Source organism: Pantoea sp. Tr-811 (genome assembly GCF_011752535.1).
Classification (GTDB): Bacteria; Pseudomonadota; Gammaproteobacteria; order Pseudomonadales; family Pseudomonadaceae; genus Aquipseudomonas.
This window is the reverse complement of sequence record NZ_VWXJ01000012.1, coordinates 1-17,671: the sequence shown is the minus strand read 5'-3', so window position 1 is coordinate 17,671 and position 17,671 is coordinate 1. Positions and strand designations below refer to the sequence as shown.

The 17,671-nt window shown below is 58.9% G+C and carries 14 protein-coding genes and 1 pseudogene; 10 read left to right on the top strand and 5 right to left on the bottom strand.

Annotated features, from left to right (window positions below; all coding sequences use genetic code 11):
• Nucleotides 1-39: 39 nt before the first annotated feature.
• The 6 genes from F3J44_RS18175 to F3J44_RS18150 all read left to right on the top strand — a co-directional run bounded on the left by F3J44_RS18175 (nt 40) and on the right by F3J44_RS18150 (nt 9,511).
• Nucleotides 40-6,960, top strand: coding sequence for a phage tail protein (locus F3J44_RS18175; RefSeq protein ID WP_205299982.1), 6,921 nt, complete (start codon nt 40-42; stop codon nt 6,958-6,960).
• Nucleotides 6,961-7,261: 301 nt separating this feature from the next.
• The gene (locus F3J44_RS18170; protein WP_167274708.1) at nt 7,262-7,984 is read left to right on the top strand and encodes a hypothetical protein; all 723 of its coding nucleotides are present in this window, start codon (nt 7,262-7,264) and stop codon (nt 7,982-7,984) included.
• Nucleotides 7,985-8,072: 88 nt separating this feature from the next.
• A complete protein-coding gene (locus F3J44_RS18165; RefSeq protein WP_205299981.1) occupies nt 8,073-8,270 on the top strand; it encodes a hypothetical protein in 198 nt (65 codons plus the stop codon).
• Nucleotides 8,271-8,341: 71 nt separating this feature from the next.
• On the top strand, nt 8,342-8,779 hold the full coding sequence (locus F3J44_RS18160) for a structural protein P5 (protein ID WP_167274703.1): 438 nt from the start codon (nt 8,342-8,344) through the stop codon (nt 8,777-8,779).
• On the top strand, nt 8,776-9,273 hold the full coding sequence (locus F3J44_RS18155) for a DUF2514 domain-containing protein (protein WP_167274700.1): 498 nt from the start codon (nt 8,776-8,778) through the stop codon (nt 9,271-9,273). Before F3J44_RS18160 ends, F3J44_RS18155 begins: the two co-directional genes overlap by 4 nt.
• A 13-nt stretch (nt 9,274-9,286) precedes the next feature.
• Nucleotides 9,287-9,511, top strand: a complete 225-nt coding sequence (locus F3J44_RS18150) for a hypothetical protein (protein ID WP_167274698.1) — start codon at nt 9,287-9,289, stop codon at nt 9,509-9,511.
• A 20-nt stretch (nt 9,512-9,531) separates the two neighbouring features.
• On the opposite strand, the gene F3J44_RS18145 is transcribed toward F3J44_RS18150, so the two are convergent.
• On the bottom strand, nt 9,532-10,272 hold the full coding sequence (locus F3J44_RS18145; protein ID WP_167274695.1) for a hypothetical protein: 741 nt from the start codon (nt 10,270-10,272) through the stop codon (nt 9,532-9,534).
• Nucleotides 10,273-10,850: 578 nt separating this feature from the next.
• Here F3J44_RS18145 and F3J44_RS18140 point away from each other — a divergent pair.
• Together F3J44_RS18140 and F3J44_RS18135 are read left to right on the top strand one after the other, a co-directional pair.
• Nucleotides 10,851-11,144: a hypothetical protein gene (locus F3J44_RS18140; RefSeq protein ID WP_167274692.1), complete on the top strand. Its 294-nt coding sequence runs from the start codon at nt 10,851-10,853 to the stop codon at nt 11,142-11,144.
• The gene (locus F3J44_RS18135) at nt 11,144-11,383 is read left to right on the top strand and encodes a hypothetical protein (protein ID WP_205299980.1); all 240 of its coding nucleotides are present in this window, start codon (nt 11,144-11,146) and stop codon (nt 11,381-11,383) included. The genes F3J44_RS18140 and F3J44_RS18135 overlap by 1 nt, the downstream gene beginning before the upstream one ends.
• A gap of 790 nt (nt 11,384-12,173) precedes the next feature.
• Here F3J44_RS18135 and F3J44_RS29615 read toward each other — a convergent pair.
• A complete protein-coding gene (locus F3J44_RS29615) occupies nt 12,174-12,461 on the bottom strand; it encodes a hypothetical protein (protein WP_205299979.1) in 288 nt (95 codons plus the stop codon).
• Nucleotides 12,462-12,679: 218 nt separating this feature from the next.
• Nucleotides 12,680-13,656, bottom strand: a pseudogene (locus F3J44_RS18125) (TIGR03756 family integrating conjugative element protein).
• A gap of 441 nt (nt 13,657-14,097) precedes the next feature.
• Here F3J44_RS18125 and F3J44_RS18120 point away from each other — a divergent pair.
• Together F3J44_RS18120 and F3J44_RS18115 are read left to right on the top strand one after the other, a co-directional pair.
• Nucleotides 14,098-14,838, top strand: coding sequence for a sulfite exporter TauE/SafE family protein (locus tag F3J44_RS18120; RefSeq protein ID WP_167274687.1), 741 nt, complete (start codon nt 14,098-14,100; stop codon nt 14,836-14,838).
• Nucleotides 14,839-14,885: 47 nt separating this feature from the next.
• A complete protein-coding gene (locus F3J44_RS18115; RefSeq protein ID WP_167274685.1) occupies nt 14,886-15,176 on the top strand; it encodes a DUF1330 domain-containing protein in 291 nt (96 codons plus the stop codon).
• A 310-nt stretch (nt 15,177-15,486) separates the two neighbouring features.
• Here F3J44_RS18115 and F3J44_RS18110 read toward each other — a convergent pair whose 3' ends face one another.
• Together F3J44_RS18110 and F3J44_RS18105 are read right to left on the bottom strand one after the other, a co-directional pair.
• Nucleotides 15,487-16,500 (bottom strand): aldo/keto reductase, encoded by a 1,014-nt coding sequence (locus tag F3J44_RS18110; RefSeq protein ID WP_167274682.1) that lies wholly within the window; start codon nt 16,498-16,500, stop codon nt 15,487-15,489.
• 56 nt (nt 16,501-16,556) lie between these two features.
• Nucleotides 16,557-17,671, bottom strand: a 1,115-nt coding sequence (locus tag F3J44_RS18105; protein WP_167274679.1) for an aldehyde dehydrogenase family protein, incomplete at its 5' end; no start/stop codon positions are given.

Sequence of the window (17,671 nt, the reverse complement as noted above, 5' to 3'; positions counted from 1 at the left end):
GGCCGCCTCCGGGCGGCTTTTTAATGCCCGGAGGAAAGTATGGGCGCAGCAGCTCACCTGGATATCACTGGCGCCAAGGGCGGCGAGAGCAAGCCAAAGACCCCTGTCGAAGCACCGGACAGCCTGCAGTCCACGAACATCGCAAAGATCCTGCTAGCCGTGGGTGAGGGCGAGTTTGATGGCACGCCGACCGATCGTGACATCTACCTCGACAACACGCCAATCATGGACGCCAGCGGCAACGTGAACTTCCCGGGCGTGAAATGGGAATGGCGGCCAGGGTCGGTCGAGCAGGACTATATCCAAGGAATTCCCTCGATTGAGAATGAAACCAACGTCAACGTCGAGCTGCGCAGTGACAATCCATTCACACGCTCCCTGAGTAATATCCAGCTGTCTGCAGTTCGGGTTCGCATGTCTTGGCCGCGCCTCGTAAGCCAAGACAGCAGCGGCAACACCAACGGCTACCGAGTTGAGTACGCTATCGACATAGCAACGGACGGCGGGGCTTATGTGGAGTCGCACCTGGGCGCTGTAGATGGCAAGACCACTAACGGCTACCAGCGGTCCGTGCGCGTCAACCTGCCCAAGGCAACAACCGGGTGGATGCTGCGCGTACGCCGGATCACTCCCAATGCCAACAGCGGAACCGTGGGCGATACGATGGTTGTGGCCGGCTACACGGAAATCATCGACCAGAAACTCCGCTATCCGAACACCGCTCTGCTCTACATTGAGTTCGATGCGCAGCAGTTCCAGAACATCCCGGCGGTTACGGTTGACTGCAAGGCCAAGCGCTGGCCCGTGCCGACCAACTACGACCCGGTCACCCGCACCTACACCGGTGTGTGGGACGGTACCTTCAAGCAGGCGTGGACCAATAATCCCGCCTTCGTCACCTACGGCATCTGCGTCGAGGACCGTTTCGGTCTAGGCAAGCGGATTCAGCCATGGATGGTTGATAAATGGGAGATGTACCGCATCGCCCAGTATTGCGACCAGCAAGTAACCAATGGTGTCGGCGGTCTGGAGCCGCGGTACCTCTGCGATATGAACTTGCAGGGCCGCGCCGAGGCGTGGACGCTTCTGCGCGACCTTTCGGCAATCTACCGAGGGATGGTGTATTGGGCTCACGGCTCCCTGTTTATGCAGGCAGACATGCCGCGCGCGCAGGACATCGACTATGTCTTCACCCGGGCAAACGTGATTGACGGGGAGTTCGTTTACGGTGGCGCCGAGCGCAGCACGCATTACAGTCGGGCACTGGTCAGCTACGACAACCCGGCCAACAACTTCGACACCGATGTCATTCCCGTAACCGACCTGGCGCTTCAGCGCCGTTACCGCGACCGCCCCGTAGAAATTTCCGCGATCGGCTGCACCCGTGCGTCCGAGGCCCAGCGTCGTGGTAAATGGGCGCTGCTGAGCAACAACCAGGACCGGACCGTAACCTTCAAAACCGGCATGGAGGGCCGCATCCCGCTGCCGGGCTACGTCATTCCTGTGGCAGATGAGCTGGTGGCCGGGCGACCGAACGGTGGCCGGATCTCGTCGGCAGCCGGCCGTGTGGTCACCCTGGACCGCGACACGCCGATCAAGGCTGGCGATCGCCTGATTCTGAACCTGCCAAACGGAACCGCCCAGGCGCGTACCGTGCAGTCGGTCGCCGGGCGGGCTGTAACGGTAACCGCCGAGTATGGCGTGCAGCCTGAGCCACAGCTGCAGTGGGCCATCGACTACGACGACCTGGCGGTCCAGCTGTTCCGGGTGCTGAAGACCACGCGCACCAAGGAAGGCGAGTTCGAAATCACCGCACTCGAATTCAACCCGAGCAAGTTTGCAGCCATCGACACAGGCGCCAAGCTGGACGAGCGGCCGATCAGCGTCATTCCCGTGACCACCGTGCAGCCGCCGGCCAGCGTCACGCTGACCTCGGCACACGCGATTGACCAGGGTATCGCGGTCAATACCATGACCATTGCTTGGCCGGCTGTGCCGGGCGCCGTCGCCTACGACGTGGAATGGCGCAAGGACAATGGCAACTGGATCCGCTTGCAGCGCACCGGTGCGGCGTCTGTCGATGTGGTCGGTATCTATGCCGGCGCCTATCTGGCCCGCGTGCGGGCGGTCAGCGCCTTCGACATCACGTCGATTTGGAAAAGCTCGATCCTGACTCAGCTGAACGGCAAGGAAGGTCTGCCACCGGCGGTCACCTTCCTCAACACCGAAAGTCTGCTGTTCGGGATCAGCGTCAAGTGGGGTATCCCAGCTGGTGCCGAGGACACCCAGCGCACCGAGTTGTGGTACAGCGAAGGCACGGATCTCGACGCGGCCAACAAGCTGGCCGACCTGGCGTACCCGCAGCAGGAATACGTCATGCAGGGCCTGCGCGGCGGCCAGCGGTTCTTCTTCTGGGCGCGCCTGGTGGATCGCACTGGCAACCTCGGCCCGTTCTTCCCGGTGGCACCGACCGTGGTCACCGGCGTGGCCAGCATGGACGCTTCGCCGATCCTTGAGCAGATCACCGGCGAGGTGCTGGAAAGCCACCTGGGCCAGGAGCTAAACGAGCGCATCGACCTGATCGACAAGGACGGTCCAGGCTCGGTAAATGAGCGCCTGGGTGAAGTGCGCAGCGACCTGAACGAGCAGATCGCCGACGTGAGCAACGCTGTCGCGGATGTCGACAGCGCGTTGGCCCAGGCGAAGCAGGACCTGCAGCGCCAGATCGACGAGGTGGCCGACCTGGCCGACTCGATGCCGTACAAGCCTGACCAGGCCTATACCGCTGGTCAGAGTGTGCTGGGCGAAGATGGCAAGCTGTACCAGGCCAAGGTCGACGTACCGGCTGGCAACGCGCCGCCGAACGCCACCTACTGGACCGACATCGGTCAGGCGGTGCAGGCGGCGAACGGGATGGCCGCTCGCGTGCAGACCGTTGAAACCAAAGTTGAAACCCTGGAAGGCGTCACCACGGCTCAGTCCCAGCAGATCACCGGCCTGCAGTCGAGCCTGACCACCACCAATGGCAACGTCGCAGCAGCTCAGCAGGCCGCCGAGGCCGCCGCAACGCTGGCCGGCGGCAAGGGCAAGGTCATTGTGCAGTCGGCCGCACCGGCCGTCGCTGATCGTCTCGCGCAGAACCTGTGGATTGATACCACCGGCAACGCCAACACGCCCAAGCGCTGGAGTGGCACCGCCTGGGTCGCTGTGACCGACAAGGTGGCCACTGATGCTGCGGCTGCGGCGGCCAATGCCCTGGCCGTGGCGCAGACCAAGGCCGATGCCACTGTGGTGCAGAGCCTCACCACTCGGGTAACCGAGGCCGAGGGCTCGCTGTCGTCGCAGGGCCAGGCCATCACCGGGCTGAACAGCAGCCTGACCACCACCAACCAGAACGTCACCGCTGCGCAGCAGGCCGCCCAGGCGGCTGCCACCGCAGCTGGCGCGAAGGGCGAGGTGATCTACGGCTCGACCGCACCCGCGGCAGACAAGCGCTTGGCGCAGAACCTTTGGATCGACACCACCAGCAACGCGAATACCCCGAAACGCTGGAACGGGTCGGCTTGGGTTGCCGTCACCGACAAAGTTGCAACGGACGCGGCAGCAGCTGCCGCCAGCGCGCTGAGCCAGGTGGCCACCAAGGCGGAATCCTCGGTGGTGCAGACCCTGACGGGCCGGGTCACCGACGCCGAGGGCAAGCTGACCACCCAGGGTCAATCCATCACCGGCCTGCAGAACAGCCTGACCACGACCAACCAGAATGTGACGGCAGCACAGCAGGCGGCCCAGGCTGCCTCGGACGCCGCCGGCGCCAAGGGCAAGGTGCTGTACCAGTCGACCGCGCCGGCAGCGGCGGACCGCCTGACGCAGAACCTGTGGATCGACACGACCAGCAACGCCAACACGCCGAAGCGGTGGAACGGCTCTGCATGGGTGACGGTGACCGACAAGGTGGCTACTGACGCCGCTGCTGCTGCGGCCAATGCGCTGAGCCAGGTGGCGACCAAGGCAGATGCCTCGACTGTCCAGTCCCTGACCAACACCGTGGAACAGCAGGGGGCTGCCATCACGGCCAATGGCCAGGCGCTGACCAGCATCAACGCTTCGCTGGCCCAGGCTGGAGGCGAGAACCTGTTCTACAACCCATCCTTCGAGCGGGTAGGCTCAACTGCCGGCCTGGCAGATGGGTGGACCACTGGCACGCCTGCCGGTGTGACTCGCACAGCCTCGCTTGTGGCGTCGACGCTTGACCCGAGTGGCAAGGCCCAGCGCTACGATGTTTCCGGCATCGACAACGCTTCGCGATACCTGGATACCTACCATTCACCGAAGTTTCCAGCGGTGAGCGCCGGCCAGTTCGTGAGCGTTTCGATCTATGTGAAGGTGACCGCTGGCTGCCTGATCCGCTGGTATCTCCAGCCGAGAAACGCCGCAGGCACGACCATCGTCACCCAGACCCCAGGAAACATCGTCGCTACGGGAGAGTGGCAGCGCTTGGTGTTCGAGGGCCGGGAGATGCCGGCGGGCACAGTGGCGTGTCCCGTGATCTTCCGCGTCTTCGGTGCCTCATCGACTCCGCAGGATGCGGTCGTTGAGATAGACCGCGCCCAGTTTGAAATCGGGCGAATCGCGACAGGGTGGCGAGACAACGGCCAGCTTGCTGGCGCCGACGTTGCCGCCAACGCCTCGGCGACAACGGCGCTGGCTGGCCGTGTCACTGCTACCGAAACCGGGCTGACCGCTGCCTCTGGGCAAATCACCGACCTGAACAACTCGATCGGGGATGTCGGCGGCGAGAATCTGTTCTACAACCCCACGTTCACCAAAGCAGGAACGGGGACCGACATTGCTGATGGCTGGGCCACGGAAGGGCCGGCGACCAGCGTCGAATCGCTGGTTACCTCATGGCTGAACGCAGGGGAGAAGGCGGTACGTGTTGAGGTTTCCAGCGTGGGTACGGGCACGCCCTATAAATCGCTGCGTCCAACTGGAGGCACGAAAGACCGCCGGCCAATGGTCGCCGAAGGTCAAACCGTTGCGACCTCTGTCTATCTTCGCGGCACCGCTGGCCTGGGGCTCAGGTTCTTCATTCAGTGGATCAACGCGGCAGGCACCGTGATCAGCGCCCCTAACTCGGTGATGTTTACCATTACCGCAGCAGGCAAGCGTGAGCAGTTCAGTGCCGTCGCGCCTGCAGGGGCGGTGACTTGCTACGTCTACCTGCGTGTCTACAGCGCAACCGGCGCGGTTACCGCGGGATACGTGGAAATGGCGCGGCCCCAGTTTGAGTATGGGGCGCGTGCCACCGGGTGGCGAGACAACGGCCAAGTCAACGCGGTGAACAACAGCGCGAACTCGGCTGCCGTGCAGAGCCTTACCTCAACCGTAGACCAGCAAGGCTCAACTCTATCCGGCGTGGCCGGGAGGACCACCAGCCTGGAAAACAGCCTGACCACGACCAACCAGAACGTGACAGCTGCGCAGCAGGCGGCCCAGGCCGCCGCTACAGCAGCGGGCGCGAAGGGGGAAGTCATCTACGGCTCAACCGCTCCGGCCGCAGACAAGCGTCTCGCGCAAAACCTGTGGATCGACACCACTGGCAACGCCAACACGCCCAAGCGCTGGAGCGGCACCGCCTGGGTCGCCGTGACGGACAAGGTGGCCACTGATGCGGCGGCTGCGGCTGCCAGTGCGCTCAGCCAGGTGGCGACGAAGGCTGAGGCCTCGGCGGTCAACTCGCTGACCAACCGGGTAAGCACTGCTGAGGGCGCGATCACCAGCCAGAGCACCGACATCACCCAGCTCAAGAACAGCATCGGCGCGGCTCAGCCGTTCGTTGCCGGGATGACCTGGGAGTTTACGAACTCCACCAGGGGCTGGGTGGCAACCGCAACGGGTGGCACGATCGCTGCTGGGCCGCTCTTCGCCACGGTGACCAAGAACCCCAACCTGCAGTGCAACTTCACCCCTACCGTTTCGGGGGCGCAGAACCCATACCTGCGCATCCGGCTGCGTCGGCGCAACACTACGCGGTCCGGGGCGCAGATGTACTGGGCGAACGAAGATGGAGGCCTATCCGAAGCCCGGCGCATGGCCTGGGCCATCAGCACGACCACCACGGATTGGCAGGACATTGAAATCGATCTCTCCGGCCATGCCGGATGGAACGGCAAGAACATGTATGCCATCCGCCTGGATATGATGAACTCGGCCGACACGACCGGTGAAATCGACATCGCCTACATCGCAGTGGGAAGGCGATCGGCGGCTGCCTCGGCGCAAGCGGTATCCAGCCTCGACAGTGTTGTAACGCAGCAGGGCGCAACGCTCACTGCGGAGTCGAAGCGCATCGACGGATTGTATACCTCTGTTGGGGATGCCAATGCGGCCATCCAAAGCGAGGCCACGGCCAGGTCCAGCGGCGATGCTGCGCTGGGCCAGCGTGTGGATACGGTCCAGAGCAATCTGGGCACCACCAACGCCTCTGTGCAGCAGATCAGCACGGCTCAGAGCACGCTCAACGGCAAGATCACCGCGTCTTACTCGGTGAAGCTCCAGGTCGTCAACGGCAACCAGTACGTGGCCGCCGGCTTCGGCACGGGCATAGAAAACAACAACGGAGTGTTGCAATCCGTTTTCGCGGTGATGGCTGACCGTTTCACGGTGCTCAACCCGACCAATAACGGCTTCGTCAGCCCGTTTGCAATCCAGAACGGGCAGGTTTTTTTGAATGAAGCCTTTATTTCCAAAGCGACAATTCAGAATGCAGTAGTTGGCTCAAGCATCGATTCTGCGCAGCGAGCAACTTGGGATGGAGGACCGATTATGAACTGCGATTTCGTCACGGGGGCTATCACTTTCCGCCATGGCACCCGGAACCAAACTTATAGCGTTTTGAATCGAGATGGTGGTGCCGTGTTCATTGATGGAACGATTAGGGTTAGATGGGGGGTTTGGTAATGCCTCAGGGGTTACAAGTCTGGGATGCCCAAGGTAGATTAATTTTGGATGTGACTGACCGGCTGAGTCGGATCTTGGGCCAAGTTGCGACAGGCAGCGCTGCTGGTGCAATTGCAGTGCCTGAATTCGCTGCAGGGTATGGCACACCTTGGGCTTTCGTGCAGCAACGGAATGCATCAGCCAACCAGTTCGGTAAGAGGTGCGCACGAGTGACCATTAGTGGGACGACGCTGAGTTGGGATTTTCCGGGGCTTTCCAGTTGGGAAATACTGCCAGCTGTCATTCAATACGGAGTTTACTGATGCCAGCCGGACTTCAAGTATTTAATGATGCAGGCGTTCTCCAGATCGACGGCACGTTCAAGAACATGGTGCTCACCGCTGTGGGTACTGCAACCCTTGGGAAGGTCGGCGGCGCTGGTATTCAGCCCTATCCCAGTGCCGGGTACTACAGGATCTCGTACCCGGTCAGCTCAAGGCAGCCGATTCTCGCACTGCGCTCATCAGCAAACGTATGCTTCCTGACCGACGACAACGGATTCACTGTGTTCGGCGCAGAGGGCACCAGCATCGGGTTCTATGTCTATGACAGAGTGGATTTCGGTAATGGTGCTGGGAACTCTGGGTTTCAGGTGTTCAATGAACAGGGCGTTGAGGTGTTTAACGCTAACAATCGGTATATGCGTGTCCTCGGTAGCTACTCTGTCAACATTCCTGTAACCGATCTAAGCAATACCGCTCCGACTCCGACATTCAGCGGGGTTGTTGATTCAAACAAGGCAGTAGCGGTATGCATGGGCGTTCAAAGCACGGGACACTACACCGACAGTGGAGGCACGTCGCAACAACCCGCAGCTATCATCCGTTATTGGCAATGTCAGGTTAGGACCCCTGATGCCAATACGTTCACCTTGTCGAATGGAATCATTCAGGTGTTCGCCGGACCAATCACTGTTCCGCCCGGGACAACTGGCTCGATCAGCCCATACAATAGTGGGCTACTGCTGGATGTTACCGGTATTTAAAAAGGCTCTTAAGTACAAGCAATAAACCAATGTTCTGATTACTAACTTAGCCCTGGAGGGCCATGCAATGCCATATGTCGCCGTAAACATGAGCAATATGTTCGATGTTGCCAACAACACCCGTTATGCCACCCCCGAGCAGGCTGACGCCCGCGCACGTGAAATCCTGGCGCAGTTCCCAACGGCCCAGGTTTACACCGCTCAGGTACTGAAGGAGTACACCGCCAAGGTGGACATCACCGTGGCTGACCCGGCCGAGCCTGTGGAAGAGCAGGCACCGGAATAGGCCGACCTTGATTCCGCTAAAGACCACCCAGGCCCGCCTATCGCGGGCTTCTTTTTGCCTGGAGAAAACCTATGACCACTCCCCGCGGCGTCCGCAACCGCAACCCCGGCAACATCGATTTCAACCCCCGCAACGACTGGCAGGGCCAGGTCGGCAAGGAGCCCGGTGGCCGCTTCGCCGTCTTCGACACCCCGGAGAACGGCATCCGCGCCCTGGGCAAGCTGCTGATCGCCTACCGCGGCAAGGACGGCATGCCCGGTGTTGGCGGGAAGGGTATAGACACCGTGCTCGAAACCATCAACCGCTGGGCGCCGAGCAACGAGAACGACACCCAGGCCTATGCCTCGGCCGTGGCCAAGCGCCTGGGCGTGCGCACCACCGACCCGATCAACATCAAGGACGCGGCAACCCTGCGCGGCATGCTGGTGGGCATCATCATCCACGAGAACGGCGGCAACCCGTACACCCCGGCGGTCATCGATGAGGGCGTGCGGAGGGCGCTGGCATGAAGTCCTGGGTCATCAGGTCGGCGCTGCTGCTGGCGCTGCTAGCGTCCTACTGGGGCGTGTACCAGCACGGCCGAGCAGTGGAGCGGGCCGACGCCGCCCAGGCATCAGCAGAACGAGACAGCGGCGACCGCCTGGCAGAGGTGATTGGCGAGCGCGGCGCCCGCCAGGAAGAACAACGACGCGCTAAGGCGCAGGAGGAGGCGAGAGCCCATGCTCAGGAAGAACGAACGATTGCTGATACTGGCGCTGCTGGTGCCGATGCTGCTGGCCAGCGGCTGCGCGACGAAGCCGGAAAGCTCGCCACCACCGTCAGTTGCCCCGGCACGGATACCTCCGCTGTCGCCCGAGGCCAGGCAGCCACCCGCGCCGCCATGGTGCTCTCCGACCTGCTCGCACGGGCTGATGAACGAGCGGGAGAGCTGGCGAAGTCTTATGACCAAGCCCGAGTAGCCGGCCAGCTCTGCGAGGCGTCCTATAATGCTCTGACCAAGTGATCGGGGCATAGCCGTGGAGAAGCGCACTTTCATCGGGATGGTCGAAGCCGGCGAGCCGCTGATCCAGCAGGCTGTCGATGCCATGCGGCAGTACCATGAGGCCGAGGCGGCGGGGCAGCCACCGGAAGAGGTGGAGCGGCTTCGCCTCTTGGCCGAGTCGCTTTTCCAGGCGGTATCCGATTACCAGTTGCGCGTCATGGCTAAGGCTCGCGGCAAAGACCTGCCGAGACTTAACTAAAAAGTCTGTAGAACATCGGATTACCCTAAGTGCGGCAAGAAGTACACAATGCCGGACGCGGATATTGCTTTCGTAACATTCTCAGAGCCAGAGACGAGATCGTTAATTCTCCCAATAGTTTCAAATACTCCTGTGAAGAAACTTACCGATTTCTCTGGCTGATCTTTGATTTCTTTGCTTCTTCGGTTGATTGATCCGGCGACCTCGTTCAATATATCGTCAAGGGCGGAGTCGCCAAATATTCTATATTCGTTTAGTGCGCTTCTCAATTTATTGATGGTGCTAGAAAAAAATTGTTTAAGGTCCGGGTTTATTTCGGATTTTAGACACTCTTCAAGCAGTGAGTCTAGTTTGGAGGTAATGTCTGCCACCTCAGTTGCTTTGGGTCCTGAGGCTAATAATATTGAGTTGGTAATGAAGTGATCTGCGAATTTTAGCCCTTGTAGCATGGATGGAGTTATGCGAGGTAAGTAGCTTTTCCAAGGAGCTGATAGGTTAATATCTTGAAAGAATGCCTTTATTTCGAGTAGTGGCGCTAGGTGCATGTCTTGCTCGCCAAAGACATGAAGCTTTACAGCCTTAATGGCTTGTTCAGTTGTATCCTCTAATTCAATCATGGTCCGGGCTAAGCTCATGGGGTTTTTCGTTTCGACCCCTAAGACATTAGCAATGGCGCTAAGGGCAGGATTATCGCCATTCTGCTTGCGGAGTTCTTGCATAACTTGAATTAGGGTTGATGTAGGTGTGAGGATTTCGTCCATAATTTCCGCCCTGCAGTCGCGTCGACTATTTAATTTTTTATGACTGAAATTGTCATTCGATCATTGAAATCAGAATGTTTTCTTCAGAATTCAAAACATTCTAGGGGTGTGCTCTTATAACTGTTTCTCCTGCCCATGTAGCAGTTGAGGAGGAGGCTTACACCGAGAGTGGTGCGGCAGCCCAACTGGATTGCTATGCCGGGCTAATACCGGTCAGCATCTCGAAGTGGCGAAACGATAGCACCACAGCGACCGGCGTTCCAGCGTTTGCGAACCGAGGAAAATGCGGGGAACCATTCCCTGGGAATGCGAACGTGCGCTTTTATCAAGATGGCCGATGCAGGCGAGCCGCCCACTCGGAAGGCTATCAATGTCATCTGGGAGTATCAGGCAAGCCTGCGTAGGAATCGCGCGCCTGCAACTGCTGACGGAATTGCCGTTCCAGGCGTACTAACTGAGCGTTGAGGCTAAGCCCGGGGCAAGGACGTCCTGCCTCTCCAGTAAGCCCGCTGATCGATAATTTCCCATCGCGGGCTTTCTCTATATGATACTGTGTTTTTATACAGTATAGGTGCCCCATGTATTTTCTACTCGTCCGCCGCCGCGAGCACGGCGTTGCCATCCCCGCTGAAAAACTAAACAAGGTCCAGCCGCTGCGGGCCGACGTGCACATCGAGTACGGCAACAGCAAGGTACTCGGCCGCCCATGCATCGAGGCCTGGGTGTTCAACCCAACCCCAAGCGGCGACATCATCCCGCGGCTGCACGACGCCTGCGTGAACGGCATGGCCACGCTGGGGATGAATATCACCGGTTTCGAGGAGGTCGACGGCGTGCTGTACGCGCAGTCGTGGTGGTGCAGGACAATATGATGGCCGGGATACCGCAGGCCTGGCTCGACGAGCTCAACGATCACTTCTCGCTGGTCAGCGATCCTGATGGCCGGGCGGATGTGCTCAATGAGATGGCCTATGCCGCTCGCCGGCGCCAGGTGGTGGGTGAGGGCGACCTGGTGGAAATGCTGGAAATGGTTGAGGCGGCCAGGCTGTGGGCGCTTTCGGAACTTGAAGGGGCGTCCAGGGTGGAGCCTGCTGAAGGCGCGGCCGGTTGAGCTTGGCGAGCAGGTTTAAGCTCGGCGGGCGAGCGGGTACATAAAGGAAGGGATACGATCGGCAGAACGCCGGATGCGGGCCGAAACCCGTGGGGAGATTTTCGGGGAATGGTGAAATCGGGTCATGCACAGTGCGGCACCGTTTGCAGCGAGCGCCCGCTCAAGGCCTTGATCCGTAAGGCTTTAGGTGTATCCCGCACGCATGGGGTGCAAGGGGTCGAGTGTTCGAATCACTCCGTCCCGACCAAATAACTCCAAAGAATCCAGTCACTTAGCGGTGGCTGGATTTTTTATGTCTGTCCGTTTCTACTTGGTTAGTAATTTTGCCCCACTTTTTGCCCCACCGAATTTCAACAGCCGTTTGTCAATAATTCAGAAACGGCAGGGTCTCGGGAATTTGCATCCATTTATGCGAAATGGCGATTAGGCGAGGGGGCGGGGCGCTGATAGGCCGATATCGGCAGTTACCCGCAGCGTCTCGCGTCGCAGGTCTCCACCTCGGTTTCCCCGAGCACACGCGTCGCCCACTCGGAGGCTTCCTCGGGACTCGACCAGGCTTGGCAGATGGCACAACTCGGCAACTCAAACCAAGAGCTGAAGTATCCTCGACCGCCCGGTTGTGCAGCAGGTTGTAGCCGGCTTTGACTACGTCCGACGTCGCCCGGCTGGGTTGCTGGCCGTTGCCACCGGCTTTTTGCCCACCGACCCAACTGACGCCTTTGTTGCCGTTATTGGATTCGGTGTCCTTCACTGCCGTCACGGCACCGCCGTCGGACTGCTCGAGGTTGTGCTACATCTTCTGGTTCTGCGCCAGCGCGCCCCAGCCGGCTTGGTCGACCTTGTCGGCCATCTTCGCCGTCATTGCCTGGTAGGTGAGCTTGGAGCGGTCGAAGTCGATCCGTCCCTGCAGAACACCATTGCTCAGCAGCTCATACAGCCCTTGATTGGCCTGCTGGATGATCATCGCCGGCAGTGACATCACCGCCCGTGTGGCGTTCTGAATGACGTTGCCCATGATCTGCTGGAAGCACTGGGTGGCGCCATTGAGCTGGTTCTGCAGGGGGGGCGAGAGGTTCATGTTTCCGCACATCATGTTGGTGCGCCAAGACATGCCTACACCAAGGCCATTGGGTCGGTAGAGCGAGGAGGGCGCTCCTGCCGCCGAACCGCCGCCGATGGTATACATCACGCGGTCGTCCAAGACCGGTGCCTAGTCACCAAGGTGGTAGCCATTCTCGGCGGCGTGGCCCACGGCATATATGAGGAAGCTCAGCAATCCGAGGAAGTAGGTCTTCATCATTGACCTCCCTCAAAATCGATGCTGAACAGGAAGTTCTGGCCCATGCGCTGGCAGCAGCGGTACGGCCGCCATAGCGACCAGGCATACGCGCCGTCGGCGCTCTGGATCGTTGGGCTGGGGAAGATGGCGCAGGTGTTCTGGATCACCGGAGTAAGCACTTGCCAGCGGTGGTTGTTGAAGTTGTTCTCCATCAGCGGCTGCGTTGGCCCGAAGCCGGGCGCGGGCATCGGCTGCAGCGGCCGATAGACGTGCGGCTGGCCAACGCGGGTGATGAAGTCGCTGGAGCGCTGAGCCATCACGGCACTCCCCTAGAAATCGTCGGGCTGCACCAGAAAACCGTGGCGTGGGTAGACGCTACCCCACATGTCGCCGACTGCCTGGTTACCGAACTCGCGCATGCCCGGAACCAGTTGTTGCGGGTAGACGGATTCGGGAATGGCATGGCGCCACGCCAGCGGGTCGAGGGTACTGAGGTAGTAGGGCGCAAACGGCACTGCACCGCTTGGGCACGCATAGCCGAACGTATGCGCCAGGGCGGTAAGTGCAGCCCCGCCGGGGTGCCCGATACCGTCCACATTCTTGAACCGTGGCAGGTTATCGCGCTGCGGCGAAGGCGTGATCAAGTTGCCACCCCTTGTGATGCTGACGTCGGCGTCGACAGTGCTGACATCTCGCTCCAGGGGTTTCCGCCGGTGTCGGCGTAGCTCGACACCACCAGCTCGGGGATGAGGTGACGGACCTTCGGCGAGGTGCGCACCGTGCAGCCGAACGGCGTGCACAGCAGCCAATAGCAAATCCCGACGACCCGGTACTCCAGGCATTGCAGCGAAGTGACGGAAGCGATGATGGTCGGAGTGGTGAGTGCCAGGCACTGCTCGGTGGCGACGAGCAGAACTGCCGCAACGAGCGCACGACTTCGGCTGCTCTTTCTGGGTTTCGGTGATCTGCAGGCGGTAGAGGCGGTCACGTTCATGGGCAGCGCTCGGCTGGTGATAGCATGCATCCGTGCGCCAAGTTTCAGCATCCCGAATCCGGTGCTGGAGGAGGATGAACAAATTGAGTTCGGGGTGATCAGTTTTGTCTGGCGCCTGATCCAACGACGCGAATCAAGCAATTTGACGAAGGAACGCAAGTGTATTATTTCGGCTTTTTGACTAAACCACCTTTATTACTCCTTTGCCAGCTTTCTACTAGGCTCCCAAGGCATTCATTTGTGCCAGTGTGCGAAATTACGGTCAAGCAGGACTCAGCGATGTGTTCTGTGATTTCATGCTTTCAGTCTCTAATCTTCTATCCAGAAAAATCTATTGGCCTTAAAATGCGCGGCAGGATGCCAGTTTGATATCTTACATAGGTGCCGAGTCTGAAGGTGTTGCTCTAATGGTTCTACATATCATGCCGAGGTTGCGCATCGATGTTTACTGAATTCATGGTTGTGTCACCTTTTATCACCGTTTACTCCCTTTGCTGCGTCTTTGTGGCTGCAATCGCGCGGGGTTTTTCTGGCTTCGGTTTTACTCTGCTCGCTATCATGTCGCTGTCGTTCGTATTGCCCCTGACAACGATCGTGCCAACGATGTTCGTGCTAGAGATAGCGGCTGGCTTGAAACTGCTTCCTACGATTTGGCGTCAAGTGCACTGGTCTTCGATCCAAGTACTTGTCATCAGCTCCATTATCACCACACCGCTCGGCGCCTTTCTGCTCGCTACAATTTCAGCCGGCTTAGTCAAAATAGTAATGGCTATTTTGATCATCGTATGCTGCGTGGTAATGCTTACAGGCTACAAACTTCGGAGAATGCCGTCTTTGATTGAGACAGCGGCCACCGGTACAGGTGCAGGGATCCTCAATGGGGCCCTTGGCCTAGGAGGACCACCGGTCATAGTTTTCTTCCTCGGATCGCCCTTGGCGCTGGAGGCGGGGCGGGCATCGATTATCGCCGCGTTTTTGGCTATGGATATTGCGGCATTACCAGCGTTTTGGATGATGGATTTATTTAGTCGAGATTCGTTGCGTCTTGGATTGATGAGCTTGCCAATACTGGTAATTGGCGTCTGGTTCGGCTCTCTAATCGCCAGTAAGGTCCATGAGGAAGTAGCCAGAAAATTGATCATCAGCCTGCTACTTTTGCTCGCACTCGGTAGTTTTCTTTAAGTAGCCCAGATCGAGTGCAACATAGTAAACCTTAATAGGAGAATGTGATGAAAGGGTACTGGATTATTTTCGGCTCATCTGTGATCGACACTGAGGCACAGCAGGAATACGGTCGACTGTGGGGGCCTATCGCTGATCATTACGGGGCGAAAATTAAGGTCGTGGATCGCGAAGCAAAGCTTGAAGTGAATGCTGATAGCCGAGTGCTCGTTGTTGAGTTCCCAAGCTATGCCCAGGCAAAAGCATGTTATGAAGATCCGGCTTACGCGCATGCCAAGAGCTTTGCATTGCGAGCAGCAAAACGAGAATTGATCCTCTTGGAGGGTGACTTGAACTGAGCAGTTTAGAGCAGCAGGGCGTGTTCGTCGTAGTAACTGCTCTAGTTCTTCACCCTATTGCCATGAGAAAGTTACTCTTAAGCTTATACCGATACAGGTTTTGTATAGTGTTCCTACACCCTGATTGCAATCAGTTTCTGGTTGCGCGGCTGTTTTACCGCCGCGCAGCTTTTCGGCAGATAACTAGTGGGAGCGTCTGATTCTGTTACGCAATGTCCGCAGGCGCAGAACGACGGTTTGAATAAAAAAGCGAGCACAGGTGAGGCAAATGCTCGCTGGATCCATACGGATCAAAACTGTGGGCATGTGATCACGGTGTGGGTGCATCCGCTCGGATAAGCGATTTGCGTTTCAGCTCGTGCCAGAATTCGTCGGGTATTTCGCGCTCGAATGTGATGATGTTCTCGCTAAGCTGCTGGATGCTTCGCACGCCTGGAATAATGTTGATTACCGCTGGATGTGCGGCGATGAACTGCAATGCCGCCGATTTGAGTGGGACATCGAAGTCATGGCACACAGCCTCGATCCGACTGACGTGCTCCAGTATTTCAGCATCTGCCGGGGCGTAGTTGTAGCGCGCCCCTGGAATCGCGCCGGTGGCCAGAATCCCACTGTTAAAGCCACCTCCTACGATGAGAGACACACCCTGCGCTTCACACTGCGGAAGGAAGTCATTCAACGTGTCTTGCTCGATAAGCGTGTAGCGCCCTGCCAGTAGAAGACAGTCAAAGTCGATACGACGGATAGCTTCGTGAGCCACATCGCTCTCGTTCACACCAATCCCAATTGACTTGACGACGCCTTGATCGCGCAGCTCAAGTAGCGCCTTGCCCGCACCATTCATTGCATAGTTGAAAACTTCGGGTTGTTCAGCCCCATGTGTATACACGTCAACCTCATGAATGAGCGCAACGTCGATGCGTTCTAAGCCCGTGCGCTGAAGGCTGTCTTCGATAGAGCGCATCGTACCGTCGTAGGAGTAATCGAATCGCCACTCGAAAGGCAGCCCTTTGATCCAGCAGCCGAAGTCGATCTCTTCCCGTCGACGAGGGCTTAGCAATCGCCCTACCTTGGTAGACAGCACAAACTGGTCGCGAGGCTTCCAACGCAAGCCCTGTCCCAGTCTTGCCTCGCTCAAGCCATGGCCGTAGCTCGGTGCCGTATCAAAGAAACGAATTCCCGCGTTCCAGGTGACTTGGATCAGTTCAGCCGCGGTTTCTTCGCTAATGGGGGCCATGAAGTTGCCCAACTGAGCGGCGCCAAAGCCCATTACACTGGTCTGAATACCAGAACGAGACCACGTTCTTTTTTGCGAAGCTTGCATGGATGACGTTCCTTCAAGTGGCCCGACCGAAGCCGGGCGTTAGCGAAACCGCGTCTTCAGATGCTCAAACAGAGGTACTTGATCTCAAGGTAGTCCTCGATCCCATACTTGGAGCCTTCGCGGCCCAGACCCGAGGCCTTGATGCCACCGAATGGCGCGACTTCGTTTGAGATCAGTCCGGTGTTGACACCCACCATGCCGTATTCCAATGCCTCAGCGACACGGAACACACGGCTCATGTCACGGGCGTAGAAATACGAGGCCAGGCCGAACTCGGTGTCATTTGACATGGCAATGACTTCGGCTTCGTCTTTGAAGCGAAATAGCGGCGCCAGTGGGCCGAAGGTCTCCTCCTTAGCGACAGCTGCGTCGATAGGTACATCGACCAAGATGGTCGGCTCGAAGAAATGCCCTTCAATTAGCTGCCCACCCGCGAGTATTTTTGCGCCTTTAAACACGGCATCATCAATATGCTCTTGGATTTTGGCGACAGCTTTGCCGTCGATCAGCGGGCCAGTAGTCACGCCTTCTTCTAGCCCATTGCCAACCTTCAACCGGCCAACCGCTATAGCCAGCTTCTCGGCGAACGCGTCGTAGACGCCGTCCTGCACGTAGATTCGGTTGGCGCAGACGCAGGTCTGGCCGTTGTTACGGTATTTGGAGATGATCGCGCCCTCGACAGCCTTGTCCAGGTCGGCGTCGTCGAACACGATGAACGGGGCGTTGCCACCCAGCTCCAGGGAGACCTTCTTGATGTCCTTGGCGCATTCTTCCATCAGCTGGCGACCGATTTCGGTCGAGCCGGTGAAGGACAGCTTGCGTACCAAGGAGTTGCCGGTCAGCTCGCCGCCTACTTCGCCAGCGCTGCCGGTGACCACGTTCAGCACGCCAGCCGGGATGCCGGCACGGGTGGCCAGCTCGACCAGGGCCAGGGCGGAGTACGGGGTTTGCGAGGCAGGCTTGAGCACCATGGTGCAGCCAGCGGCCAGGGCCGGGCCAACTTTACGGGTGATCATGGCGGCCGGGAAGTTCCACGGGGTAATAGCCGCGGTAACGCCGATTGGCTGCTTGATGACGATCAGGCGCTTGTCTGGCTGGTGGCCCGGGATGGTGTCGCCGTAGACGCGCTTGGCTTCTTCGGCGAACCACTCGATGAACGAGGCGGCGTAGG